We start from the raw sequence: 24,374 nt of genomic DNA, 5'->3' as shown, positions 1-24,374 counted from the left end.
CTCGACCTCAGCGACGGCGGGGAGCATCAAGGGCGGGCAGAGGCGGCAGCAGCGAGCCGAGGTCACCCCCGGCATGAGCCGGCGCTGCGGTGCGGGCGGCGGCCCGCAGCTTGGACGAGCGAGCCCGCGGATTGGCCGCCCGCTCCTCTTCACCCGGCTCGACCGCGCCGCGCGCCACAAGCGTGAAGCTCGGCGCCGCACCCGCCACCGCCGGCAGATGGCGTGAACCGGCGGCAATTTTGGCGCGGTTGGCGAAGAAATTCTTGACGATGCGGTCTTCCAGCGAGTGGAAGGTCACCACCACCAGCCGCCCGTCGGGCTTGAGGACACGCTCGGCGGCCTCCAGCGCGCGGGCGAGTTCGCCCAGCTCGTCATTCACCGCGATGCGTAGCGCCTGAAAGGTGCGGGTGGCCGGATGCGGCTCGTGCGGCTTCGCCCACACCACCTTGGAGATGATGTCGGCAAGCTGCAGCGTGCGTTCGATCGGCGTCTGCACCCGCGCTTCGACGATGGCGCGCGCCACCGCCCGCGAGCGACGCTCCTCGCCGAAACGGTAGATCAGATTGGCGAGTTCGGTCTCGGAGAGCTTCGCCACCAGATCGGCGGCGGACGGCCCATCCTGCGACATGCGCATGTCGAGCGGCCCGTCGCGGCGGAAGGAAAAGCCGCGCTCGCCCTCGTCAAGCTGCATGGAGGAGACGCCGATATCCAGCACGACGCCATCGACCAGCGGCTCGCCCTCCGCTTCCACCACAGCGTCGAGCGCGCTGAAGCGCGCCGGCACCAGCGTGAGGCGTCCGCCAAATTCCGCGACCAGCGCCTGCCCGTCGCGGATCGCGTTGGGATCGCGGTCGATGGCGACCACGCGGCACTCCGCCGCGCCCAGAATGGCGCGTGTGTAGCCGCCGGCGCCAAAGGTGCCGTCGACATACACGCCGCCCGGCTGCGGGGCGAGATAATGCAGAACTTCGTTCAGCAGGACAGGCAGATGACGGGCCGGTCCGCCGGCAGCGTCCGTCTCCGAACCGCCGCGACCCGTCATCATGCCCCATCGGCGCGGGAATCCCGCGTCGCCCCCTGAGAGCCGATCTCCTGCTTCAGCGCGCGCACTCTGGCAGTGGCCTCCGCCAGATGCGCCCGGAAGCGATCGGGCTCCCAGATCCGAAAATGATCGCCGAGACCGACCAGAACGGCCTCGTCCTTGATGTGCGCATGGGCCTTCAGCCCCTCGCCGAGCATCACGCGGCCCTCCGGATCGAGCTTGACCATCTCGATCGCCCCGTAGAGCGCGCCCGCCAGTTCCTCCCGCGCTTCCGAATAGGGCGGATAGCACGCGATCAGGGCGTCGATCCCCGCCATCAGCCGCGCGCCGCCCGCCTGCAGGGCGGGAAGGTCGAGCGCCGGATGGCAGTAAAGGTGCTCCAGCCCGTCCCGCGCAAGAAGCGCGCGGTACGGCGCCGGGATCGACATCCGGCCCTTGGAATCGAGCCGCATCGGGTAGGTCGATACGAAACGTTCCATCGGCCCGGCACGCCCCTACGCAAACACGCCCCGCCGCAATGTGCTCGCCGCGCAACAAATGCCGAACGACCGGCGCCGAAACGGCGCCGTCGGCCTTGGTTACGCGGTACTGCAACGGGATGATCTGGGATACCATGGGATATGATGGTCGTCAATGGAATGACCGTGACAGACCACCGTCTGTGGGGCTTCCACACAGGTGATTCCGCCGCAGTCGGCATCCCGGCATTAACGCCCCATGAACCTTAAGAATCTGTTGAATCACGCCGGGTCCGGCATTAGCTGCTGCTGGATGAGCGACACCCACAGCCCCTTCCCGCCCGACTCGCCGCTGGTCGCCGAGGTCCTGCCCTCGCCCAACCACGGCCCGCGCCTCGGGGTCGCCCGCCCGGACATGTTGCTCCTGCACTATACGGGCATGGAATCGAGCGCCGAGGCGGTCGCCTGGCTGCGCGCGCCGGAGCGGCAAGTCTCGGCGCATTATGTGGTTCTGGAGAATGGCCGCATTCTCCAGCTGGTGCCGGAAGCGCGCCGCGCCTGGCACGCCGGCGCCGCCTTCTGGGCGGGGGCCACTGACATCAACTCGCATGCGATCGGCATCGAAATCGCCAATCCTGGTCATGAATTCGGCTACCCGCCCTTTCCCGCCGTCCAGATCGAGGCCGTGACGGCGCTGGCCAAGGACATCCTGTCGCGCCAGCCGATCCCGCCCGACCGGGTGCTCGCCCATTCCGATGTCGCCCCAACGCGCAAAGACGACCCCGGCGAGAAGTTTCCTTGGGAAATTCTGCACCGCTTCGGGGTCGGGCATCTCGTCGAGGAAGTCCCGCCCAGCGACGGACGGTTCTTCATGCGGGGCGAGCACGGCCAACCCATAGAAGCGCTCCAGGCCATGCTCGCTCTCTATGGCTATGGCGTGCCGGTAAGTGGCACCTATTGCGCCCAGACCGAGGCGGTCGTCCGGGCCTTCCAGCGCCATTTCCGCCGCGCCCGTGTCGATGGTGTCGCCGATGTCTCGACACTGGCGACGCTCTACGCGCTCTGCGCGGCGCGCCCGACGGGTGTGGCGGGCGCAGCGCCAAGCGCCTAGGCCGCCTGAAATAGCGCCGCGCCTCAAATGCGAGCAGCGCGCGACAGGATGCTGCGCCTGGCGCGGTTGTCCCGCAATCATTGTTCGAGCCCGCTGCGATGACACCACATTGCGCGGTACTGCCGGCGGGTTGCGGCCTTCGCTTGTCGGCAATGCGACGGTTCTTGTGCGGCATAGGTCACATTCGTACCTGATTGTCTTGGCTTTTCCCCGGCTTCCAAAACCGGACCGAAAGGCTTTAACCGTCTGATGAACGTTTCCCGCCTCTTCTCTGCTCTGATCGTCTCCTCCCTCTTCATCCCACTCCTACCGAACATCGTGGATGCGAAATCGATTTTCGAGCGGCCGGCGCCGCCGCCCCGCGCATCTTCTGAGATAAACCTCTCATCCTCCAGAGCTAATCTGACCGAACTCGTCGACCGCGAGGCGCGCGCCAACGGCATCCCCGTCGCCCTCGCCCGCGCCGTGGTGCGCATCGAAAGCAACTGGAAGGTCCAGACCACCGGGCGCGCCGGTGAGGTCGGCCTCATGCAGATCAAGCACCAGACCGCGCGCGGCATGGGCTACAAGGGCTCCCGCGCGAAACTCTACGAGCCCGCGACCAACATCCGCTGGGGCATGCGCTACCTCGCCGGCGCCTATCGCCTCGCCACCGGCGACACCTGCGGCACCGTGATGCGCTATCAGGGCGGGCACGGCGCCAAGCGTATGTCGGCGACCGCGCGCAGCTACTGCTCCAAGGCACGCACCATCATGGCCTCCAACTGACGCCGATGCCCCGCGTGCCGGATTTGCCCTGTGGGCGGGGCGGCGCCCATGGCCTCTTCCTCACCCGCGCACTTGACGGCGGCGCCGCACTCCCGCATGTGCAGACCGCCAGCCGGCCGGACGGCCGCGTCATCGCAAGATGCCGAGGAAAGTCCGGGCTCCACGGAGACACGGTGCCGGATAACGTCCGGCGGGGGCGACCCTAGGGAAAGTGCCACAGAAATCAGACCGCCACGGGTTCGCCCGGGGTAAGGGTGAAACGGTGCGGTAAGAGCGCACCGCGCGTCCGGCAACGGAGGCGGCACGGCAAACCCCACCGGGAGCAAAGTCGTATAGGGGTGGCACGAAGCTACGCTTCAGGTCCCGTCTTCGGACAGCCGCCCGGGTTGACTGCTCGAGGCGCCAAGCAATTGGCGTCCCAGAGGAATGGCCGTCACGTGGGAGAAATCCCGCCATACAAAACCCGGCTTATAGGCCGGCTGGCACCCACTCTTCCCCCGTGCCATTGGCGCCGGGCTCACGGCTTGCTACGGCTTGGCTGCCGTCAACCGTGAAGGAGTTCACCCTATGGCGATCCGCATCATTCTCGCCGGCGCCACCGGCTGGGTCGGGCGCGCGCTCACACCCGCCACAGCCGCCGCGCCCGATCTCGAACTCGTCGCCGGTGTCGCCCGCTCCCATGCTGGCGCCGACCTCGGCACCGCGCTCGGTGGGGCCGCGACCGGTGTTCCGGTCTTCGCCAGCGTCGCGGAAGCCCTCGCCGTTCCCGCCGATGTGATGATCGACTACACCAAGCCCGGCGCGGTGAAAGCCAATGTCCGCGCCGCTTTGGAGGCCGGCCTCTGCGTCGTGATCGGAACCTCGGGGCTCGGTGCCGCCGACTACGCCGAACTCGACGAAGTGGCGCAGGCGCAGCGGAAAGGGCTGCTGGCGGCCGGCAATTTTTCCATCACCGCGACGCTGCTGAAGCGGTTCACGCTGGAGGCGGCAAAGTACGTCGCCGATGTCGAACTCATCGACTACGCCTCGGCCGGTAAGCCGGACGCGCCTTCCGGCACCGGCCGGGAACTCGCCGAAGCGCTGGCGGGCGTGCGTCAGCCGGCGACCTCGCGCCCCGTTGCCGAGGTGGTCGGTGTGCCAGAGACGCGCGGCGGCGCCTTCGGCGAAGGCACGCGCGAGGTGCGGGTGCACGCGCTGCGCCTGCCCTCCTTCGTGCTGGGAGTGGAAGCGATCTTCGGCGCGCCGGATGAGCGGCTCACCATACGCCACGATGCTGGCTCTTCCGCCGCGCCTTATGTCGCTGGCACGCTGCTCGCCGCCCGCAAGGTTCAGGGCTGGGTGGGGGTGAAGCGCGGCCTCGACACGCTGCTCGACTGAACAGCTACCCGCTCAATCCGACCCGGTCGCCGCCGCCGGGGGTGGGATCGGGCTGGCGAATTCACGCGTCGTGGTGAACGAGCGGGCATCGCCGGCCGTGCCGGTCGGCGTGGTGTCGAGGCCAAGCCATTTCGCCAGTGGAATGCTGCCGGGGGGCAACAGTCCGGGGGGACGCGTCGAGGCCGGGGCGGCCGGGGCGGGCGCGCGGGGCGCGGGATAGCTTTGCGCGGGGTAGGCCGGTGCGGCCGGGGCGGGCGCCGGATAGGGATCGGCTGCATATCCCCCGTTCTCATAAGGATTCGCCGCCGGAGGGGTCAGCACCATCGGCGCCCCCACATTCCCGGTGGGGGCACGGCTTGGCGCCGGGTAGGCCTGCGCGGGCGGATAAGCGGGAGCGGGAGCGGGTGCGGCGCGGGCGGCGGCCGGGCGGGCGGGTGCCAGAGGCGCGGGCGCGAGAGGCGCATTGGCGGTCGCCTCGTCATAACCCTCCTGCTCGTCGCCCGCCGGGCCATAGTCTTCTGCCGGCTGAGCCGCGCCCGGCACGGACGACATCGGGCCCGTCTGCCAGGACGCGCCATAGGGCGGCGCCTTGTAGGCCGGCGCTTTATACACCGGCAGGCGCGGCGGAATCGGACGCTGCGCCAAGGGCTTACAGGTAGTGGAGCCGGAGGCGCGGCGCATCAGGTCGATGTGGATGTGATCGTAATGGTAGATGTTCGATCCAGGCGCCAGAACGACGGTGAACCGCTCGCAGGCATCGGCCTGCACGGTGCGCAGGAATCCGCGCGCATCGGCACTGCCCTTCCAGTCCTTGCGCACCGAAATCTCACGCCCGTCGGCCAGAACGAAGCCGCCAATGTCGAGCCCGTTGCCGAAGGCGTGTTCGGAAATCTTGCCCGTCGTCGCCCCGTTCATGCGCCGGCAGGAATAGGACGACATCTGCTTGATCTTGACCACGGGCTGGCCGAACCAGGCCATGGCGGCGGGCTGAACGTCCTGTGTCACCCATTGGTCGACGGCCGAGGTCATCGGGCAGGCCAGCGTCGCGCGCGGGCTAACCTCAACAGATCCTTGCGAAAAAGCCGTGATGCGGAAGGCATGGTCCATGCCGCAGGTGCCGGCGCCGTTGAGGGCGCGGTCCTGGACGATGAAGGCGGAGGGCTTCACACGGCCCTCCGCCAAACACCTTTCTTCAGCTTCCGTGCGCCAGGGTTCGCGCTGATCGAACAGCCCGAACTTGCAACCCGAAAGCCCCAGAAGGACGAGCGGGGCTACGAAAAACCAGGATACGCCGCGCGTCATGGGAAGACGGTAACGCGTCTTGGTTGACAGCGGGTTAAGCCCCGTCCCCCCATGCCAAAAAGGCCCGCCGGGGGGCGGGCCTTTTCGTGTGTTCGGGGCGTGGACGATGAGTGCGGTGAGGTGGACGATGAGACCGATCGAGACCGATCCGCCTCGCCCTCCCTCGCGGCGCCATCCTCAATGATTGAGGTTCTTGACCACGTCCTCGACCATCTTCTTGGCGTCGGCGAACAGCATCATCGTGTTGTCGCGGAAGAACAGCTCGTTCTCGACGCCGGCATAGCCCGCCGCCATGCCGCGCTTGATGAACAGCACGGTCTTGGCCTTCTCCACGTCGAGGATCGGCATGCCGTAGATCGCCGAGGTCGGGTCGGTCTTCGCCGCCGGGTTGGTCACGTCATTGGCGCCGATGACGAAGGCCACATCCGCCTGCGCGAACTCGGAGTTGATGTCCTCGAGCTCGAACACCTCGTCATAGGGCACGTTCGCTTCCGCCAGCAGCACGTTCATGTGCCCGGGCATGCGGCCCGCCACGGGGTGGATGGCGTATTTCACCTCGACGCCTTCCTCCTTCAGCTTGTCGGCCATTTCGCGCAGCGCGTGCTGGGCCTGCGCCACCGCCATGCCGTAGCCCGGCACGATGATGACCTTGGAGGCGTTCTTCATGATGAAGGCCGCGTCCTCGGCCGAGCCCTGCTTCACCGGGCGCGTTTCCACCGCACCGGCCGGGCCGGAGGCGCTGTCGCCGCCGAAGCCGCCCAGGATCACCGAGATGAAGGAGCGGTTCATGCCCTTGCACATGATGTAGGACAGGATCGCGCCCGAGGACCCCACCAGCGCGCCGGTGATGATCAGCGCGGTGTTCTGCAGCGTGAAGCCGATGCCTGCCGCCGCCCAGCCGGAATAGGAGTTCAGCATCGACACCACGACCGGCATGTCGGCGCCGCCGATCGGGATGATGATCAGCCCGCCCAGAATGAGCGCGGCAAGGACGATCAGCCAGAACACGGTGTGGCTCTCGGTCGCCACCAGCACGCCGATCAGCACCACGATCAGGCCCGCGAGCGAGGCGTTGATGAGGTGGCGCGCCGGCAGCAGGATCGGCTTGCCCGACATGTTGCCGTTGAGCTTGGCGAAGGCGATGACCGAGCCGGTGAAGGTGATGGCACCGATGGCGACGCCGAGGCTCATCTCGATCAGCGCCTGGGCATGGATATGGCCATCGCTGACAATATGGAACGCCGCCGGCGCGTAGAGCGCCGCCGCCGCCACCATCACGGCGGCCAGGCCGACCAGCGAGTGGAACGCGGCCACCAGCTGCGGCATCTGCGTCATCGCGATCTTGCGGGCGATGACCGCGCCGGCGCCGCCGCCGAGCGCGAGGCCGCCGAGCACCAGCGCCCAGCCGCCCGGGCCGGCCGGCGGCGCGGAGCCGAGCGTGGTGAGAAAGGCGATGGTCATGCCGACCATGCCGAAAATATTGCCCTGGCGGGAGGTGACCGGGCTGGAGAGCCCGCGCAGCGCCAGGATGAACAGGACACCGGAGACGAGATAGAGCAGCGCGACCAGATTGGCGTTCATGTTCGCGCTCACTTCTTCTTCGAGTACAGGCGAGCATGCGGCTGGTCACCAGGAACCCGCCGAAGATGTTCACCGCCGCCAGGACGAGGCCGACAAAGCCGAAGCCGCGCGCCCAGCCCGTGCCTTCCGCCACCGTGTCGACGCCGACCGCGAGCAGCGCGCCGACCACGATCACCGAGGAGATGGCGTTGGTGACGCTCATCAAGGGCGTGTGCAGCGCCGGGGTCACCGACCACACGACGTAATAGCCGACGAACACCGCCAGCACGAAGATGGCGAGCTGGAACACGAAGGGGTCGATCGCCCCGCCGGTCAGCGCATGCGCGGCGTTGCCGGCGAGTTCCGCATAGCTCTGCTGCGCCGCCGCGGCATAGGCCTGCGCCGCTTCCGCCGCCTGCCGCGCCACTTCCGCCGCCATCCGCGCCCCTTCGGCCGCGTTCTGCGCCATCGCCCCCTGCGCCGCGTCGGAGACGCCAGGCGCGTTCTGGGCGAGTATCACGCCCCCTGCCGGATTGGCCATTTCCTCGATTCCCCGTTCTGTGAGGCGGCTGCCGATCTCCCCGGCCGGGCCGCCCTTAAGGCTTGATCTCGTTACCAGCGTTCGCGAGAGGCGCCCCCATAGGGCGCCCCGAAGAGGCGCTCTGCCGCGTCCCGGACACCGCCCCGACGCGTCATCCCGGACGGCGCGGAGCGCCGGGCCGGGATCGGCTGCGGAGCCCGCGCGACCCTCACCCCCTTCGCGCCCTCATGCCCGGGCTTGACCCGGGCACCCAGGCGTCTCCCGACGCGCCGCGTCAGGCGGGATCCCCGGGTCAAGCCCGGGGATGAGGGAGGAGGATGCGATCCCGGATCGGCCTGCGGCCGTCCGGGAGGACGGCGGGTCTCACGCCGCCGACGCGCCCTCGGCCGCCGGCGCCGGCGCCGGCGCGAAGCCGGGATGCACCACCGCCCCGTCCTTGGTCAGCAGCGTCGCCTTCACCAGCTCGTCGTCCCACTTCACCGCCAGCGCCTTCGACCCCTTGTCCACCAGCGTCTCGACAAAGGCGTAGAGGTTCTTGGCGTAGAGCTGCGAGGCGGTCGCCGCCAGCCGGCCCGGCACGTTCAGATGCCCGACGATCTTCACCCCATTGGCGGTCGTCACCACCTCGCCCGGCGCCGCGCCCGCGACATTGCCGCCGCGCTCCACCGCGAGATCGATGATGACAGAGCCCGGCTTCATCGACGCCACCATGTCGGCCGACACCAGCTTGGGCGCCGGGCGGCCGGGGATCAGCGCCGTGGTGATGACGATGTCCTGCTTGGCGATGTGGCTGGCGGTCAGCGCCGCCTGCTTGGCCTGGTACTCCGCCGACATCGCCTTGGCGTAGCCGCCGGAGGTTTCCGCCTGCTTGAACTCCTCGTCCTCGACGGCGATGAACTTCGCCCCGAGGCTCTCGACCTGTTCCTTCGCCGCCGGGCGCACATCGGTGGCCGAGACCACCGCGCCGAGGCGCCGCGCCGTGGCGATGGCCTGCAGCCCGGCCACGCCCGCGCCCATGATGAACACGCGCGCCGCCGGCACCGTGCCGGCCGCCGTCATCATCATCGGGAAGGCCCGGCCGAACTCGGACGAGGCGTCGATCACCGCGCGGTAGCCGGCGAGATTCGCCTGGGAGGACAGCACGTCCATCACCTGCGCGCGGGTGATGCGCGGCATCAGCTCCATGGCGAACAGCGACACGCCGGTGCCGGCGATCTCGGTAAGCGCGGCCTCGTGGCCATGCGGATCGGCGATGGCGATGACCAGCGCACCCTTGTTCGCACCTTTGAGCGCCGCCGCTTCCGGCCGGCGCACGGCGAGCACGATGTCCGCGCCGGCAACGGCGGCAGCGTTATCCGCCACCACGGTCGCGCCCGCGCCCTCATACTCCCCGTCGCCAATCCCCGACGCCGATCCCGCACCCGACGCGACAAAAACCGTCGCACCCAAGCCGATATAGCGCTTTACCGTGTCGGCACTGGCCGCCACGCGCGGCTCGATCCGCGCTTCTTCCTTCAAAATTGCGATGCGCACTGCCTCACTCCCAAGATCGCCTTCCTCCCGAGAAGGTCATTGGCCGTCTTCTTCATGCGTCGCCAGGGACGGGCCGGTGGGGCTCCGCTCGCCGGCCCGGCGTCCCCGGCCGGTTCCGCCACCCCTGTCACCCGCGGCAGCGCGCGGGGAATTTCCGGGGACGGAGGCCGTCGAGACGCCTGGGACCGCATGCGCGACACGCATAGTGGTATACAGAATTCCGCATGCCAGCAAGACGATTCCAGCAGGTCACCGGCGTGGAAATACGCCCCCTGCGCCACCCCCGCGCCTGCCGCTGCGGCACGCTCTTGTGATGGGATCCGCCCTCGGCGTCGCGAAAGGGACACGCTGCGGTGCAAGATAACATCCGAGAGACAGAAGTAGACTTTTGGTTCATATGAGGGTTCGCCGGTGCTGCGCATCGGCAAGCCCACCGACGGAGGATATCATGGTTAGCAGGCGTGGACGCGCGACCAAAATCGTGGCGACGCTGGGTCCGGCATCTTCGAGCCCGGAGATGATCAAGGCCTTGTACGAGGCCGGGGTCGATGTGTTCCGGCTGAATTTCAGCCACGGCACGCAGGAAAACCATGGAAGGGTGCTCGCCTCTGTGCGCGCACTTGAGAAGGAAGTCCGCCGGCCGATCGGCGTGCTCGCCGACCTTCAGGGCCCGAAGCTGCGCCTCGGCCGCTTCGAGAACGGCTTCATCAACCTGACCGCCGGCTCGACCATCCGCTTCGACACCGACCCGACCCCGGGCAACGAGACCCGCGTCTCGATCCCCCACCCGGAAATTCTCGAAGCCCTCAATGAGGGCTCCACCGTGCTGCTCGACGACGGCAAGGTGCGCGTGCGCGTGGTGAAGAAGGGCGCCGGCTTTATCGAGGCCGAGGTGGTGGCCGGCAACAAGCTGTCCAACAACAAGGGCTTCAACGTCCCCGACGTGCTGCTCCCCGTCTCGGCCCTCACCGACAAGGACCGCGCCGACCTGTTCTTCGCCCTCGACCTCGGCGTCGAGTGGATCGCGCTCTCCTTCGTGCAGCGCCCCGAGGACGTGATCGAGGCCAAGGAGCTGATCCAGGGCCGCGCCCAGATCAACCTGAAGCTGGAGAAGCCGCTGGCGGTCGAGCACCTCACCCGCCTCACCGAGCTGTCCGACAGCATCATGGTGGCGCGCGGCGATCTCGGCGTCGAGCTGTCGCTGCCGGAAATCCCGGCGCTGCAGAAGCGCGTCATCCGCGAATCCCGCCGCCTCGGCAAGCCGGTGATCGTGGCGACGCAGATGCTGGAATCGATGATCAGCGCCCCGGTGCCGACCCGCGCCGAGGTCTCCGACGTCGCCACCGCCGTCTATGACGGCGCCGATGCGGTGATGCTCTCGGCGGAGAGCGCCGCCGGCCAGTACCCGGTGGAAGCCGTGGCGATGATGGACCAGATCATCAAGCAGGTGGAGCGCGACCCCGGCTACCGCGCCATCATCGAATCGCAGCGCCCGGAGCAGGGCCATTCGGTGGCCGATGCGGTGACGCAGGCCGCCTATCACGCGGCGCTGTCGACCAATGCGGCGGCGATCTGCACCTATACGCTCTCCGGCACCACCACGCTGCACGCGGCGCGCGAGCGCCCGCGCATCCCGATCATCGGCATTGCCAGCCAGCTCTCCACCGCCCGCCGGCTGGTGATGTCCTATGGCGTGCATGTGGTGCATGCGCCGGAGGAGATTCACACCTTCGGCGAGATGGCGGCCAAGGCGACGCAGGTGACCGTGGACCACGGTTTCGCAACGGAAGGCGACCTCATCGCCATCACCGCCGGCGTGCCCTTCGCCACTCCCGGCACCACCAATGTGCTGCGGCTCGTCACCATCGACAAGACGATGGCGCACCGCACCCCGCGCCCGGAAGAGAGCGGCGATTCCATGCGCCCGCGCGCCGCGGCGATGAAGGCGGACGACGCCGTGCTGCGCTCTGCCCCGGTGGAGCCGGCGGCGGAGTGATTTCGGCGGATTGACCGCACAGACACCGAAAGGCCCGGCGCGCGCCGGGCCTTTTTCGTTGCAGGCGGGGAACTCAACCCGGCTGCGCTACCAGCTGAAATGCTGCCGGGCGACGGCGAGCACCGCCTCGTCCTCGGTGATGATCTCGTAGAACGAACTGTCGAAGGCGCGCACCATCAGCCATGGCGCCGCCGCCGCTCCCTCAAAGGCCCGGAATTCTCCGGTGATGACCTGAAGAATATCGTCCGCGCGGGCGCGCAAGGTCTCGCCCGAGAGGCGCTGGCCGGTTCCGGCGATCGCCTGCGCCCAGTCGATGTCGTGGCCCCGTGTGGCCGTCGCCCAGAATTCCCCCTCCTCGCCATGATCCAGCTCCCACGCGGCTAGGTCGCCACGCGGCTTCAAGAGGTGGAGAATGTCGCGCAGATGAACGTCGCGACCGTCCTCCCGCACGGATCGGAATTCAAAGGAAGCCATAAGGCAGCGTGGCACAGAGGGCGCGCGGCGGGCAACGTGATAGATTCGTGCCGCGCCAGGCCCGCAGGCGTGCCGGAACCCAAGGCCCCGCGCGCCGTTGCCCGGTCTATGATGGCACACCAGGCTCGCGCCCCCAACCCCACGGAGACCGACCATGATCCTGACCGGCGGCTGCAATTGCGGGGAGGTGCGCTACCGCATCGAGGGCGCGCCGCTGCGCACCGGGCTGTGCCATTGCGCCACCTGCCGCAAACAGTCCGGCTCGGCCTTCTCCTTCTTCGCCATCTGGCCGCGCTCAAGCGTGACGCTGTCGGGCGAACTCGCCTGCTGGCAGGCGCGGGCCGGCGGGGAGCGCTTCTGCCCGCGCTGCGGATCGCAGCTGTTCTGCTGGGAGGAGGGCTCGGACGAGATCGAGGTGAAGCTCGGCACGCTGGACGAGCCGCCCTCCGCGCTGGTGCCGTCCTATGAGCTCTGGACCATCCGCCGCGAGCACTGGCTGGCGCCGCAGCAGGGAGCAGAGCAGCACGCCAGGGACCGGCCGACGCCGGAGGACTGAACCGGGCGCGGGTGGGCTCGCCACGCGGCCGGCTCTGCCGGTATCTTACGGCGGCCTTATTGCCCCCCGCCACGGACCGCCCGCCCCCATGCCGCCGCGCCCTGCCCTCGTCGCGCCCGCCGCCGCCACGCCCGCCGCCCCCGCCGCCGCTCCCTCGCAAAGGGTGCTCTGCCTCGACGGGCTGCGCGGCGTCGCCGCCTGTTCGGTGGTGGCGTTCCATTTCTTCTATGCCTTCACCCCGGCGCCCTTCACCGATTGGGGCCGCACCGGCTTCGGCCTGTGGGACACGCCGCTGGCGGTGCTGTGGAACGGTCATTTCGCCGTCGCCCTGTTCTTCGTGCTGTCCGGCTTCGTGCTCGCCGCCTCGGCCCCGCGCAGCGCGCGCGAGGCGCCGGCGCTCATCGGCCTGCGCTATCTCAGGCTCGCCCTGCCCGCCCTCGTCTCCTCCGCGCTGGCCTGGGCGTGGCTGAACGGCTTTCCCGAGGCGGCGCGCGAGGTGCAGGCGATGACCGGCAGCCGCTGGTTCCGCTGGACCTATCAGCCGCCGATCCCGCCCTTCGACCAGGCGCTGTGGGAAGGCGGCATCGGCGTGTTTCTCACCGGCACGACGCGGTTCAACAACCCGCTCTGGACCATGCAGGCGGAGTTCTTCGGCTCGGTGCTGATCTATGGATCCTATGCGCTGCTGCCCGGCCGGGCGCGCCCGCCCGCCATGGCGCTGGGCGCTCTTGTTCTTGCCGTTGTCGGACAGTTCTCGCTCGCCGCCTTTTGCGGCGGGGCGCTGGTCTATGAGGGCCGAGCGTTGCTGCGCGACCATGCGTGGGGCGGCGCGCTCCTCGGCCTGCTCGGCCTCGTGCTCGGCGCCACCTATCCCGGCCATTCCAGCGAGGGCGGCCTCATTCCCCTGCTGCAATCCTGGCTCGGCGTCGATGGGCCCCGGCAGATCGGCGCGGTGATGGTGCTGGTGGCGCTGCTCATCACCCCGCCGGTGCGGCGCCTGTTCGAGAGCACGCCCCTGCAGCGTCTGGGCGAACTCTCCTTCCCGCTCTATCTCGTGCATGTGCCGCTCATCGTCGCGCCGGCCTGCGCTTTCTATGCCCGCTTCGGCCCGCTGGAGCCGGCGGCGCTGGCCGCGCTGTTCGCCGCCACCTTCCTCGCCGCGCTCGCTCTGGCGACGCTGTTCCTCGTGGCGGTGGAACGGCCGGTGCTGGCCGGGCTACGGGCGCTGCGCGGCCGGCTGCGACGCCGCCCCTCGCCGGGCTGACGCCGCGACAGGTCGCCGCTTTCCCTCCATAACGGCGCAAGCTCTTGTTTCCTCGCCTGTCTTTTCGTGGTCTTAAACAGTCCCGGCCGCGCTGTTTCGGCCACCCAGCCCGTCCCCCGGGCGTCAAGGAGAGCCGCGTTGCGGGTCACGAAAGCCAAGGTCGCCGAGCACAGAAGGGCGATTCTGGAAACCGCCTCGCGCCTGTTCCGCGAACGCGGTTTCAAGGATGTCGGCGTCGCCGAGATCATGCAGGCGAGCGGCCTGACCCATGGCGCCTTCTATGGCCATTTCCGTTCCAAGGCCGACCTTGCCGACCAGGCCTGCCGCGAAGCCTGCGCGGAAGGCATTGAGGGCTGGCGGCACTCTGCGGATCTGACTGCGCTGCTCGACCGCTACCTCACCCCGGCGCATCGCGACGCCCCGGCGCGCGGCTGCGCCCTCTCCGCGCTCGGCGCCGAGGTCGCGCGCCAGTCGCCCGAGTTGCAGAAGAGCTATGCCGAAGGGCTGGAAGGCTTTCTCGCCGCGCTGGAACGGCACATGAAGGAGGCCACGCCCGCAGAGCGGCGGCGGCAGGCGCTGGCGGTGCTTTCCGGCATGATCGGCGCGCTGACCCTGGCGCGCGGCGTGGCCGAGGGCGACCCGGCACTGTCCGCCGAGATTCTCAGCGCCATGCGCGAGACGCTGCGGGCAAAGTTCGGCGCGTAGCCCCCGCGCGGACGGGGTCGTCCGATCATTTCACTGTTTCAGGGAAACGGTGAAATGATCCAATTCTTTGTTTCGTCGCGTTTTCTTCACGCGAACCGGTGTCCACTTCGCTCGAAAACGCTCTACCCCGCCGCCTGCAACGCCTTGCGGAAGCGCAGCACGGCGAGGCCGAAAAAGGCGGCGCCGATGGCGGCGAGCGCGAGCAGGTTCGGCCAGATCACCGCCAGCCCGGCGCCGCGATAGAGCACCGCCTGCGACAGGGCGACGAAATGGGTGGAGGGCGAGAGCTGCATCACATTCTGCAGCCAGACCGGCATGCTCTCCATCGGCGTGGTCGAGCCCGACAAAAGGTTCATGACGATGAGGATCGGCATGACGATGAGGCCGAACTGCGCCATGGAGGTGGAAACGGTCGCCACCAAGATGCCGAGCGCCGTCACCGAGAACTGGTAGACCAGCATGGAGGCGACGAACAGCGTCACCGAGCCCTGCACCGGCACGTTCAGCAGCCGCTCGACCACGATGAGCAGCGACAGCGTCGCCGCCACCACGATGACGAGGCCATTGGCCCAGATCTTCGCCAGCATGATCTCGATCGGCGTCACCGGCATGACCAGCAGATGCTCGATCGTGCCATGCTCGCGCTCGCGGATCAGCGCCGCGCCGGAGAGGATGACGGCGAGCATGGTGACGTTGTTGATGACCTGCATCACCGCCGTGAACCAGGCGGAGGTGAGATTGGCGTTGAATTTCGGCCGGATCACCACGCTGACCGGCGCCTCGCCCGTGGTGGAGGCGACCGCCGAGCGGGCGGCCAGCGCGGCCGTCACTTCCTGCGTCATGATGTTCTGGATATAGGCGGCGCCATTGCCCGCCTGCGACATGGCTGTCGCGTCGATGTCGAGCTGCAGGGCCGGGTCGCGGCCGGCGATCAGGTCGTGCTCGAATTTCGGCGGGATGGTGAGCACGAAGACATAGCGCCCGGAATCCATCGCCGCGTCGACCTCGCTGGCGGTGATGACCACCGGCTGCTTGAAGAAGGGCTGCAGCAGCGCGTCGCGCAGCTGACGCGACAGCGCGCTCTGGTCCTCGTCCACCACCGCCACCGCGGCGTTCTCCACCTCGAACTTGGCCCCGGCCGAGACGGTGTAGACCGCGACGGTGAAGGTGTAGAGGATCAGCCCCGCCAGCACCGGGTCGGCCTTGAGGCTGAAGAGTTCCTTGACGCCGAGGCGCCAGATGCGGGCAAGGCGGGCGAACATGCTCACGCCCCCTGCTTGCGCAGCGCCAGCATGGCGCCGGCGATGAAGAGAAGGGCCAGCACGAACACCATGGCGATGTCGTGCCACAGCGCGCCGAAGCCGAGCGCCTTGGTGAAAGTGCCGACGCTCACCTGCTGATACCAGGCCGAGGGGAAGGCGAGCCCCATCAGCCGCGCCCCGCCCGACAGCGAGGAGACCGGCACCAGCAGGCCGGAGAAATTCACCGCCGGGATGATGGCGACGATGGCGGTGGCGAAGATCGCCGCCACCTGGCTGCTGACGAAGCTCGACACCAGGAGGCCGAAGGCGGTGGTGGAAAACACATAGACCAGCGAGCCGAAGGCCAGCGTGGCGAAGGAGCCCTTCACCGGCACCGCGAACACCAGCCACGCCGCCGCCACCATGGTGAGGAAGCTGACAAAGGCGATGGCGACATAGGGCAGCTGCTTGCCGAGCAGGAATTCGAACCGCGTCACCGGCGTCGACTGGAAATTGGTGATGGAGCCGGTCTCCTTCTCCTTCACCACGCCGAGCGCGCTCATGATGGCGGGGATCAGCACCAGCATCAGCATGATGACGTTCGGCACCATGGCGTTCACGCTCTTGAACGCCTGATTGTAGCGGTAGCGCGGCTCCAGGGTGAACGGCGCGGCGGCGCTCGCCCGGCCGGTGGCGCGCTGCTCCGCATCCGCGAGATAGCTCTGGGCGATGCCCTGGACATAGCCGCGCGTGGTCTCGGCGCGGAAGGGCATGGAGCCGTCGAGCCAGACGCCGATTTCCGGCGTGCGCTCGCGCAGGAGGTCGCGGCCGAAATTCGGCGGGATTTCGATGGCGAGCTTCAGCTCCCCGCTTTTCAGCCGGGTTTCCAGTTCCTCGATCGAGGCTATGGGCGCATGGGTCTCGAAATAGCGCGAACCCTCGAAGCTCTCCAGCACCTGCCGGCTCTGGGCGCTGCGGTCCTGGTCGAAGGCGGCATAGGGCAGCTTCTCGACATCGAAGGAAATGCCGTAGCCAAAGGTGAACAAGAGCAGGATCGGCCCGATGAGCGCGAAGGCGAGGCGGGCGGGGTCGCGGACGATCTCCAGCGCCTCGCGCCGCGTATAGGCCCACAGCCGGCCGGCGTCGAAGCGCTTCACCGGCGCCAGCGTCGCCGGGCGTTCTTTCAGCTCCACCTCGCCGGATTCACGCCCCATGCCGGCCTCTTCCAGCACGGTGATGAACACCTCTTCCAGCGTGTCCATGCCGCGCTCGCGCTTCAGCGCCTCGGGCGTACCGACCGCCAGCACCCGGCCCGCGTGCATCAGCGAGATGCGGTCGCAGCGCTCGGCCTCGTTCATGAAATGGGTGGAGAGGAAGATCGTCACCCCATCCTGGCGCGACAATTCGATCAGCGTGCGCCAGAAGCCGTCGCGCGCCACCGGGTCGACGCCGGAGGTCGGCTCGTCGAGGATGAGGATTTCCGGCTTATGGATCACCGCCACGGCGAGCTGCAGCCGCTGGCGGATGCCGAGCGGCAGGCTTTCCGGGCGCACATCGGCGACATCCGCGAGGTCGAAGCGCCGCTCCATCTCGGCGACGCGCGCCTCGCGATCGGCGATCTCGAACAGCTCCGCGTGCAGCACGAGATTCTGCCGCACGGTGAGTTCGCCATAGAGCGAGAAGGCCTGCGACATGTAGCCGACGCGCTTGCGCGTTTCCATGTCGCCGCCGGCCAGCGGCGCGCCGAACAGCTTCGCCTCGCCCTCGCTGGCGGGCAGAAGGCCCGTGAGCATCTTCATCGTCGTCGACTTGCCCGAGCCGTTGGAGCCGAGAAAGCCGAATATCTCGCCGCGCTCGATGCGGAAATTCACATGGTCGACGGCGACGAAATCGCCGAAGCGGCGGGTGAGCCCGTTGGCCTCGATCGCCGGCTCGCCATCATGGACGACGCGCGGCAGGTCTGGCAGTGGGCCGTCCTGCGCCCGCTCGGCTTGCGGCAGCAGGGCAATGAAGGCGCGCTCCAGCGTCGCCTCCCCCGCCTGCGCGCGGATCTCGGCCGGCGTCCCGGTGGCGAGCACCCGCCCGGCATTCATCGCCGCCAGCCAGTCGAAGCGCTCGGCCTCCTCCATATAGGCGGTGGCGACGATCACGCTCATCGACGGGCGGCGCTCGCGCAGCCGCGCCATCAGCTCCCAGAACTGCCGGCGCGACAGCGGGTCGATGCCGGTGGTCGGCTCGTCGAGAATGACGAGATCGGGGTCGTGGATCAGCGCGGCGCAGATGCCGAGCTTCTGCTTCATGCCGCCTGACAGCTTGCCGGCCGGGCGCGCGGCGAAGGGCGCGAGGCCGGTGGCGGCGAGCAATTCGGCGATACGCTCGGCCCGTTCCGCCGCGCCCTGGCCGAACAGCCGGCCGAAGAAATCCAGATTCTCCGCGATGGACAGCGTCGGGTAGAGATTGCGCCCGAGCCCCTGCGGCATGAAGGCGATGCGCCCGCCCGCCTGCCGGCGCCAGTCGCGCGCCGCCATGTCGCCGCCGAGCACGGCGACGTTCCCCTGCTGAATCCGGGTGACGCCGGCGGCGAGGCCGAGCAGGGTCGACTTGCCCACCCCGTCCGGCCCGATCAGCCCGGCCATGCAGCCCGCCGGCACGGCGAGGTCCACCCCGTCCAGCGCCAGCGTCTTGCCATAGCGATGGGTGACGCCGGCAAGCGCAAGAACGGGCGTGCCCGCATCCCCGCTCATTGCGGCAGCTTGACCGCGAGCATGTCCGGCCACGGCGTCGCCGGATCGGTGCGGACATAGGCGAGGCCGCGCACGCCGGCCTTCACCCGGTCCTCATATTGCCGCAGCAGCTCCGGCGCGATGCGCAGCTTGACGCGGAACATCAGCTTTTCCCGCTCATCCGCCGTCTCCACCGCCTTCGGGGTGAACTGCGCGCCGGTGGCGACGAAGCTCACCTTGGCCGGCACGACATAATCCGGCGCGGGATCGAGAATGATCCGCGCCTCGTCGCCCATGGCGAGGCGGCCGGCGACGCGCGCCGGCACGAACACGGTCATGTAAACGTCGGACAGGTCGAGCAGGGTCACGATGGGGGCGCCGGCGGCCACCACTTCGCCCGACTGCACCAGCCGATATTCGACCCGCCCGCGCCGGGGCGCCCGCAACGTGGAATCGTCGATCAGCGACTGCACCCGCGCCACTTCCGCCCGCGCCGCATCGGCGGCGGCGTCCGCCTCGTCGAGCGACGCCTGCGCGGCCTTGAGCGCGGCCAGCGCGACATTGAGCTGGCTCTGGCGCAGATCGAGCGACTGGGCGGTGCCGAAGCCGCTCTCCTTCAGCTTGGAGGCGCGCTCATGTTCCTGCTGCGCCAGCGTGCGCTCGCTCTCGCGCTGGGCGATGGCGGCTTCCGCCTCGGCAATGGCCTTTTCCGCGCGGCGCACCTGCGCCTGCGCGCCGGCGAGCTGGGCTTCCAGCTCGGACGTGTCCATGCGCGCAACCACCTGCCCCGTCTCCACCGTCTGGCCCTCTTCCACCAGCACGGCGAGCACGCGGCCGGCGAGCTTGGCGGCGACCAGCACCTGTTCGGCCTCGATCCGCCCATTGGTGGAGAAGATGCCGGCCGGCAACCGATGGCCGGTAAGCTTGCCGATCAGCGCCTGCAGCCGCGCGCCGAGGGAGGCGGGCGGCGTGGTGGCCGCCCCCTCCTGCGCCGCGACGGGCGAGGCCAGAGCGGCCACGAGCACGAGCGCGAGAGAGAAAGCCTGGAACCGTCGCTGACCTGCCATCGTGGCTCCTTAGGATTGCAGCCGCTCATCAAGAGGATGGGGCGCTGCGCCGCATCCGCCAGTCGCTCGCGAAACAATGTCCACGAACAGATGCGCATGAGTAGCCGTCATTTGCACCTGCGTCTTGACCACGATCAACGAAGGGACGCCCATGAGCCTGTTGGATGCCGCCGCCATCACCCCTGAGGTCCCCTTGATGAAGGCCATGGTCCTCCATGCCACTGGCGAGGCGCTGCGTTTCGAACAGCGCGCGCTGCCGGCGCCCGGCCCCGGGGAAATCCGGGTGCGGGTGGAAGCCTGCGCCGTGTGCCGTACCGATCTTCACGTCGTCGATGGCGATCTGCCGCCCGGCCCGCTGCCCATCATTCCCGGCCATGAGGTGGTCGGCATTGTCGAGGCGCAGGGCGAAGGGGTCGAGGCCCCGCCGCTCGGCACCCGCGTCGGAATCCCGTGGCTCGGCCATAGCTGCGGCCACTGCCCCTATTGCGCCAGCCAGCGCGAGAATCTGTGCGACGCCCCCGCCTTCACCGGCTACACCCGCGACGGCGGCTTCGCCTCCCATATCGTCGCCGATGCCGCCTTCTGCTTTCCGCTCATCGGCTTCGACGACCCCGTCGCCGCCGCGCCGCTGATGTGCGCCGGGCTGATCGGCTGGCGCACGCTGAAACTGGCGGGGGAGGCGCAACGCGTCGGGCTCTATGGCTTCGGCGCCGCCGCCCATCTCATCGCCCAGCTCTGCCGCTGGCAGGGGCGCGAGGTCTATGCCTTCACCCGCGCCGGTGACGAGGGCGCGCAACAGCTCGCCCTCTCGCTCGGTGCGCGCTGGGCGGGAAGCTCGGGCGAAGCGCCGCCGGTGCCGCTCGACGCCGCGCTGATCTTCGCCCCCGTCGGCGCGCTGGTGCCGCTCGCCTTGCGCGCGGTGCGAAAAGGCGGCCGGGTGGTGTGCGGCGGCATCCATATGAGCGACATTCCGCAATTCCCCTATTCGCTCTTGTGGGAAGAGCGGCAGGTCCTGTCGGTCGCCAACCTCACCCGTGACGACGCGCACGAATTCCTCGCCCTCGCCCCGCAGGCCGGGGTGCGCGCGACCACCCATGTCTACCGGCTGGAACAGGCCAATGACGCCCTCGCCGATCTGCGCGCGGGTCAATTTCAGGGGGCGGCGGTGCTGGTTCCGTGACCCGGCCCGCCGGCGCCCTATCTCACCAAACGGCAACCCACGCAGAGGACAGAGCAATGGCATCGCAGCAGGCGACGGACACTCTCGCGCCGGACCTTCTCAACCGCATGAACGCCTGGTGGCGGGCGGCGAATTATCTCTCCGTCGGGCAGATCTATCTGCTCGCCAACCCGCTGCTGCGCGAGAAGCTGACGCTGGAGCATGTGAAGCCGCGCCTGCTCGGCCATTGGGGCACGACACCGGGGCTGAACTTCCTCTATGTCCATCTCAACCGGCTGATCCGCGACACCGGCGCGGAAGTGCTGTTCATCGCCGGCCCCGGCCATGGCGCGCCTGGCGTGGTGGCGGCGACCTATCTGGAGGGCACCTATAGCGAGCTCTACCCCGATGTCTCGCAGGACGAGGCCGGGCTGTGCCGGCTGTTCCGGCAGTTCTCCTTCCCCGGCGGCATTCCCAGCCACGCGGCGCCGGAAACCCCCGGCTCGATCCATGAGGGCGGCGAGCTCGGCTATTCGCTCTCCCACGCCTATGGCGCGGTGCTGGACAATCCGGACCTGATCGTCGCCTGCGTGGTCGGCGATGGCGAGGCCGAGACCGGGCCGCTCGCCACCTCCTGGCACGGCAACAAGTTCCTCAACCCCGCCAGCGACGGCGCGGTGCTGCCGATCCTGCACCTCAACGGCTACAAGATCGCCAACCCGACCATTCTCGCCCGCATCCCGCATGAGGAGCTGAAAAGCCTGTTCGAGGGCTATGGCTACGACCCGATCTTCGTCGAGGGCGAAGACCCCGAGCCGATGCACCAGGCGATGGCGGCGGCGCTCGACGAGGCGCACGCCAAGATCCGCGCGATCCAGGAGGCCGCCCGCACCCGCGGCGACACCGACCGCCCGCGCTGGCCGATGATCGTGCTGCGCTCGCCGAAGGGCTGGACCGGCCCGAAGACGGTGGACGGCAAGAAGGCGGAGGGCTTCTGGCGCTCGCACCAGGTGCCGTTCTCCGACATGTCGAAGCCCGAGCACCTGACCCTGCTCGAAGACTGGATGAAGAGCTACAAGCCGGAAGAGCTGTTCGACGCGGCGGGCACGCTGAAGCCCGAGATCGCCTCGCTGGCACCCGAGGGCGTCAAGCGCATGAGCGCCAACCCGCACGCCAATGGCGGCGCGCTGCGCCGGCCGCTGCGGCTGCCGGACTTCACCGCCTATGCGGTGGAGGTCGCCCATCCCGGCGAGAAGGAGCTGGAATCCACCGCCATCATGGGCGCCTTCCTGCGCGACGTGATGAAGGACAATGCGGCGTCGAAGAATTTCCGCGTCTTCGGCCCGGACGAGACCGCCTCCAACCGGCTGCAGGCGCTGTTCGAGGTGACGAACCGCGCCTGGGACGCGGAGACGCTGTCCTATGACGACCATCTCGCCCGTGACGGGCGGGTGATGGAAATGCTGTCTGAGCATATGTGTCAGGGCTGGCTGGAGGGCTATCTGCTCACCGGCCGGCACGGGCTGTTCTCCTGCTACGAGGCGTTCATCCACATCGTCGATTCGATGTTCAACCAGCACGCCAAATGGCTGAAATCCGCCTCCGAGGTGGAATGGCGCCGGCCCATCGCCTCGCTCAACTATCTGCTCACCTCCCATGTCTGGCGGCAGGACCATAATGGCTTCAGCCACCAGGACCCCGGCTTCATCGACCATGTGGTGAACAAGAAGGCGGAGATCGTGCGCGTCTACCTGCCGCCGGACGCCAACACGCTGCTCTATGTGACCGACCACTGCCTGCGCTCGTGGAACCGGGTCAATGTCATCGTCGCCGGCAAGCAGCCCGCGCCGCAATGGCTCGACATGGACAGCGCGATCAAGCACTGCGCCAAGGGCATCGGCATGTGGGAATGGGCCTCCACCGATGGCGGCGTCGACCCGGATGTGGTGCTGGCCTGCGCCGGCGACGTGCCCACGCTGGAGACGCTGGCCGCCGCCGACCTGCTGCGCGGCTTCTTCCCGGACCTTAAGGTGCGCGTGGTCAACGTGGTCGACCTGATGACGCTGCAGCCGCAATCCGAGCACCCGCACGGGCTGTCGGACACCGATTTCGACGCGCTGTTCACCACCGACAAGCCGGTGATCTTCGCCTATCACGGCTATCCCTGGCTCATCCACCGCCTCGCCTATCGCCGCACCAACCACGACAACATGCATGTGCGCGGCTATGTCGAGGAAGGCTCAACCACCACGCCCTTCGACATGGTGGTGCGCAACCGGCTGGACCGCTTCCACCTCGTCGCCGACGTGCTCGACCGGGTGCCGCAGCTGAAGACCAACACCCATGTGCGGCAGGCGATCCGCGACAAGCTGACCGAGCACGCCCGCTATATCCGCGCCCACGGCCTCGACATGCCGGAAGTGCGGGAGTGGAAATGGTCGGGCGGGAAGTGACCGGCGCCAGCCGTTAAGAAACGAAGCCGGCAACGCAGCGCGTGCCGGCTTCCCCACGCCTGCCTCCGTCATCCCCGCTCTGCGCCTTCGGCGGCCGGGATGACGGCGTCGCATCGTTCCTGAGGTTCTGACAGCTGGCCGACAGCATGCCGCCGCTAGCCTCCCTGTGTTCGCCGCTGACGGCGATCACTGGATCAGGAACACATCATGAAGAAGATCGTTGCCGGCCTCATCGCCTTCTCCGTCCTCGCCCCGGTCGCCGCTTTCGCCGGCCCGGTCTGCACGACGGAAGCCAAGGACAAGTGGATGAGCGAGGATGCCATGAAGGCCAAGGTGGCCGAGATGGGCTATCAGAAGATCAAGACCTTCAAGGTCTCCGGCTCCTGCTACGAAATCTATGGCTACACCAAGGACAACAAGAAGGCCGAAGTCTATTTCAACCCGGTGACTGGCGCCGTCGTCAAGGCCGAGATCGACTGATGACCGACAGGGTCGCTCAGGCCGGCGGCGTCACGCCGTCGGCCGCGGGCGCGAACGTCCGGGTGTGGGATCCGGTCGTGCGCCTGTTCCACTGGACCGTCGTCGCCGGCTGCATCCTCAACCTGTTCGTTCTGGAAGATGGCGAGCTGCCGCACAAAATCGTCGGCTATGCCGTCGCCGCCGCGCTCGTCATCCGCCTCGTCTGGGGCTTCATCGGCACGCGGCACGCACGTTTCGCCGACTTCGTACCGACACCCTCCCGGCTCAGCGCCTATGTCCGCGCCCTCCTGCGCGGCGAGGAGCCGCGCATGCTCGGCCACAACCCGGCCGGCGCGGTGATGATGCTGGCGCTGATGGCGCTGCTCGCCGCCGTCTGCCTCACCGGCTGGATGACGACGCTCGACGCCTTCTGGGGCGAGGACTGGCTGGAGGAGCTTCACGAGGGCCTCGCCAATGCCATACTGGTGCTTGCCCTGCTGCACGCGGCGGCGGCGCTGTTCGAGAGCTGGCGCCACCGCGAGAACCTCGTATGGTCGATGGTGACGGGCTGGAAAAGGCGGTGAG

20 protein-coding genes, 1 other RNA gene and 1 pseudogene are annotated in these 24,374 nt (G+C 68.5%); 12 read left to right on the top strand and 10 right to left on the bottom strand.

The genetic code is table 11. The features are described 5' to 3' along the window. Positions 1-7: 7 nt before the first annotated feature. Positions 8-1,045 carry a 16S rRNA (cytosine(1402)-N(4))-methyltransferase RsmH gene (gene rsmH, locus ACP2AH_RS05600; RefSeq protein ID WP_425104913.1) on the bottom strand — a complete coding sequence of 346 codons (1,038 nt, stop codon included), beginning with the start codon at positions 1,043-1,045 and terminating at the stop codon, positions 8-10. Continuing rightward, entirely contained in the window at positions 1,042-1,494 is a 453-nt protein-coding gene (locus ACP2AH_RS05595; RefSeq protein ID WP_425104912.1) for a division/cell wall cluster transcriptional repressor MraZ, read from the bottom strand. Before ACP2AH_RS05595 ends, rsmH begins: the two co-directional genes overlap by 4 nt. Positions 1,495-1,813: 319 nt before the next feature. On the opposite strand from ACP2AH_RS05595, the gene ACP2AH_RS05590 reads away from it, so the two are divergent. From ACP2AH_RS05590 to dapB, 4 genes are all read left to right on the top strand, one after another. Beyond that, entirely contained in the window at positions 1,814-2,611 is a 798-nt protein-coding gene (locus tag ACP2AH_RS05590) for an N-acetylmuramoyl-L-alanine amidase (protein WP_425104911.1), read from the top strand. 249 nt (positions 2,612-2,860) lie between these two features. Next, positions 2,861-3,379 carry a lytic transglycosylase domain-containing protein gene (locus ACP2AH_RS05585; RefSeq protein ID WP_425104910.1) on the top strand — a complete coding sequence of 173 codons (519 nt, stop codon included), beginning with the start codon at positions 2,861-2,863 and terminating at the stop codon, positions 3,377-3,379. Positions 3,380-3,487: 108 nt separating this feature from the next. Continuing rightward, positions 3,488-3,866, top strand: an RNA gene (rnpB, locus tag ACP2AH_RS05580) — RNase P RNA component class A. Between the two features lie 80 nt (positions 3,867-3,946). After that, positions 3,947-4,756: a 4-hydroxy-tetrahydrodipicolinate reductase gene (gene dapB / locus ACP2AH_RS05575; protein WP_425104909.1), complete on the top strand. Its 810-nt coding sequence runs from the start codon at positions 3,947-3,949 to the stop codon at positions 4,754-4,756. Between the two features lie 12 nt (positions 4,757-4,768). On the opposite strand, the gene ACP2AH_RS05570 is transcribed toward dapB, so the two are convergent. The 4 genes and pseudogenes from ACP2AH_RS05570 to ACP2AH_RS05555 all read right to left on the bottom strand — a co-directional run bounded on the left by ACP2AH_RS05570 (position 4,769) and on the right by ACP2AH_RS05555 (position 9,692). Then, complete coding sequence (locus ACP2AH_RS05570; RefSeq protein WP_425104908.1) at positions 4,769-6,058, bottom strand: extensin family protein; 1,290 nt, start codon at positions 6,056-6,058, stop codon at positions 4,769-4,771. A gap of 177 nt (positions 6,059-6,235) precedes the next feature. Beyond that, positions 6,236-7,639, bottom strand: a complete 1,404-nt coding sequence (locus ACP2AH_RS05565) for an NAD(P)(+) transhydrogenase (Re/Si-specific) subunit beta (protein WP_425104907.1) — start codon at positions 7,637-7,639, stop codon at positions 6,236-6,238. Between the two features lie 10 nt (positions 7,640-7,649). Further along, positions 7,650-8,087: pseudogene (locus ACP2AH_RS05560) on the bottom strand (proton-translocating transhydrogenase family protein); the annotation flags it as partial. A gap of 435 nt (positions 8,088-8,522) precedes the next feature. Further along, positions 8,523-9,692 carry a Re/Si-specific NAD(P)(+) transhydrogenase subunit alpha gene (locus ACP2AH_RS05555; RefSeq protein WP_425104906.1) on the bottom strand — a complete coding sequence of 390 codons (1,170 nt, stop codon included), beginning with the start codon at positions 9,690-9,692 and terminating at the stop codon, positions 8,523-8,525. 448 nt (positions 9,693-10,140) lie between these two features. Between ACP2AH_RS05555 and pyk the strand changes: the two genes are divergently transcribed. After that, positions 10,141-11,688 carry a pyruvate kinase gene (gene pyk / locus ACP2AH_RS05550; RefSeq protein ID WP_425104905.1) on the top strand — a complete coding sequence of 516 codons (1,548 nt, stop codon included), beginning with the start codon at positions 10,141-10,143 and terminating at the stop codon, positions 11,686-11,688. Between the two features lie 87 nt (positions 11,689-11,775). Here pyk and ACP2AH_RS05545 read toward each other — a convergent pair whose 3' ends face one another. Then, a complete protein-coding gene (locus ACP2AH_RS05545; protein WP_425104904.1) occupies positions 11,776-12,138 on the bottom strand; it encodes a hypothetical protein in 363 nt (120 codons plus the stop codon). A gap of 178 nt (positions 12,139-12,316) precedes the next feature. Here ACP2AH_RS05545 and ACP2AH_RS05540 point away from each other — a divergent pair, with 178 nt between their 5' ends. The 3 genes from ACP2AH_RS05540 to ACP2AH_RS05530 all read left to right on the top strand — a co-directional run bounded on the left by ACP2AH_RS05540 (position 12,317) and on the right by ACP2AH_RS05530 (position 14,687). After that, positions 12,317-12,718 carry a GFA family protein gene (locus tag ACP2AH_RS05540; RefSeq protein WP_425104903.1) on the top strand — a complete coding sequence of 134 codons (402 nt, stop codon included), beginning with the start codon at positions 12,317-12,319 and terminating at the stop codon, positions 12,716-12,718. An 88-nt stretch (positions 12,719-12,806) separates the two neighbouring features. Then, entirely contained in the window at positions 12,807-13,982 is a 1,176-nt protein-coding gene (locus ACP2AH_RS05535) for an acyltransferase family protein (RefSeq protein ID WP_425104902.1), read from the top strand. 138 nt (positions 13,983-14,120) lie between these two features. Further along, positions 14,121-14,687, top strand: a complete 567-nt coding sequence (locus tag ACP2AH_RS05530; protein ID WP_425104901.1) for a TetR/AcrR family transcriptional regulator — start codon at positions 14,121-14,123, stop codon at positions 14,685-14,687. Between the two features lie 122 nt (positions 14,688-14,809). On the opposite strand, the gene ACP2AH_RS05525 is transcribed toward ACP2AH_RS05530, so the two are convergent. The 3 genes from ACP2AH_RS05525 to ACP2AH_RS05515 are packed head-to-tail and all read right to left on the bottom strand — an operon-like array spanning position 14,810 to position 19,718. Further along, entirely contained in the window at positions 14,810-15,949 is a 1,140-nt protein-coding gene (locus tag ACP2AH_RS05525) for an ABC transporter permease (protein ID WP_425104900.1), read from the bottom strand. 2 nt (positions 15,950-15,951) lie between these two features. Further along, a complete protein-coding gene (gene rbbA / locus ACP2AH_RS05520; RefSeq protein ID WP_425104899.1) occupies positions 15,952-18,672 on the bottom strand; it encodes a ribosome-associated ATPase/putative transporter RbbA in 2,721 nt (906 codons plus the stop codon). Then, complete coding sequence (locus tag ACP2AH_RS05515; protein ID WP_425104898.1) at positions 18,669-19,718, bottom strand: HlyD family secretion protein; 1,050 nt, start codon at positions 19,716-19,718, stop codon at positions 18,669-18,671. Before ACP2AH_RS05515 ends, rbbA begins: the two co-directional genes overlap by 4 nt. Positions 19,719-19,914: 196 nt before the next feature. Between ACP2AH_RS05515 and ACP2AH_RS05510 the strand changes: the two genes are divergently transcribed. The 4 genes from ACP2AH_RS05510 (at position 19,915) to ACP2AH_RS05495 (ending at position 24,373) form a co-directional block, all read left to right on the top strand. Further along, the gene (locus ACP2AH_RS05510) at positions 19,915-20,898 is read left to right on the top strand and encodes a zinc-dependent alcohol dehydrogenase family protein (protein ID WP_425105358.1); all 984 of its coding nucleotides are present in this window, start codon (positions 19,915-19,917) and stop codon (positions 20,896-20,898) included. Between the two features lie 56 nt (positions 20,899-20,954). Then, a complete protein-coding gene (locus ACP2AH_RS05505) occupies positions 20,955-23,330 on the top strand; it encodes a phosphoketolase family protein (RefSeq protein WP_425104897.1) in 2,376 nt (791 codons plus the stop codon). Positions 23,331-23,537: 207 nt separating this feature from the next. Then, positions 23,538-23,810, top strand: coding sequence for a PepSY domain-containing protein (locus ACP2AH_RS05500; RefSeq protein WP_425104896.1), 273 nt, complete (start codon positions 23,538-23,540; stop codon positions 23,808-23,810). Further along, entirely contained in the window at positions 23,810-24,373 is a 564-nt protein-coding gene (locus ACP2AH_RS05495) for a cytochrome b/b6 domain-containing protein (RefSeq protein WP_425104895.1), read from the top strand. Before ACP2AH_RS05500 ends, ACP2AH_RS05495 begins: the two co-directional genes overlap by 1 nt. The last annotated feature ends 1 nt before the right edge of the window (position 24,374 follow it).

It is taken from the genome of Ancylobacter sp., assembly GCF_965249975.1.
GTDB lineage: Bacteria > Pseudomonadota > Alphaproteobacteria > Rhizobiales > Xanthobacteraceae > Ancylobacter.
The sequence above is the reverse complement of the archived record's forward strand: the minus strand, read 5'-3'. Positions and strand labels throughout refer to the sequence as shown.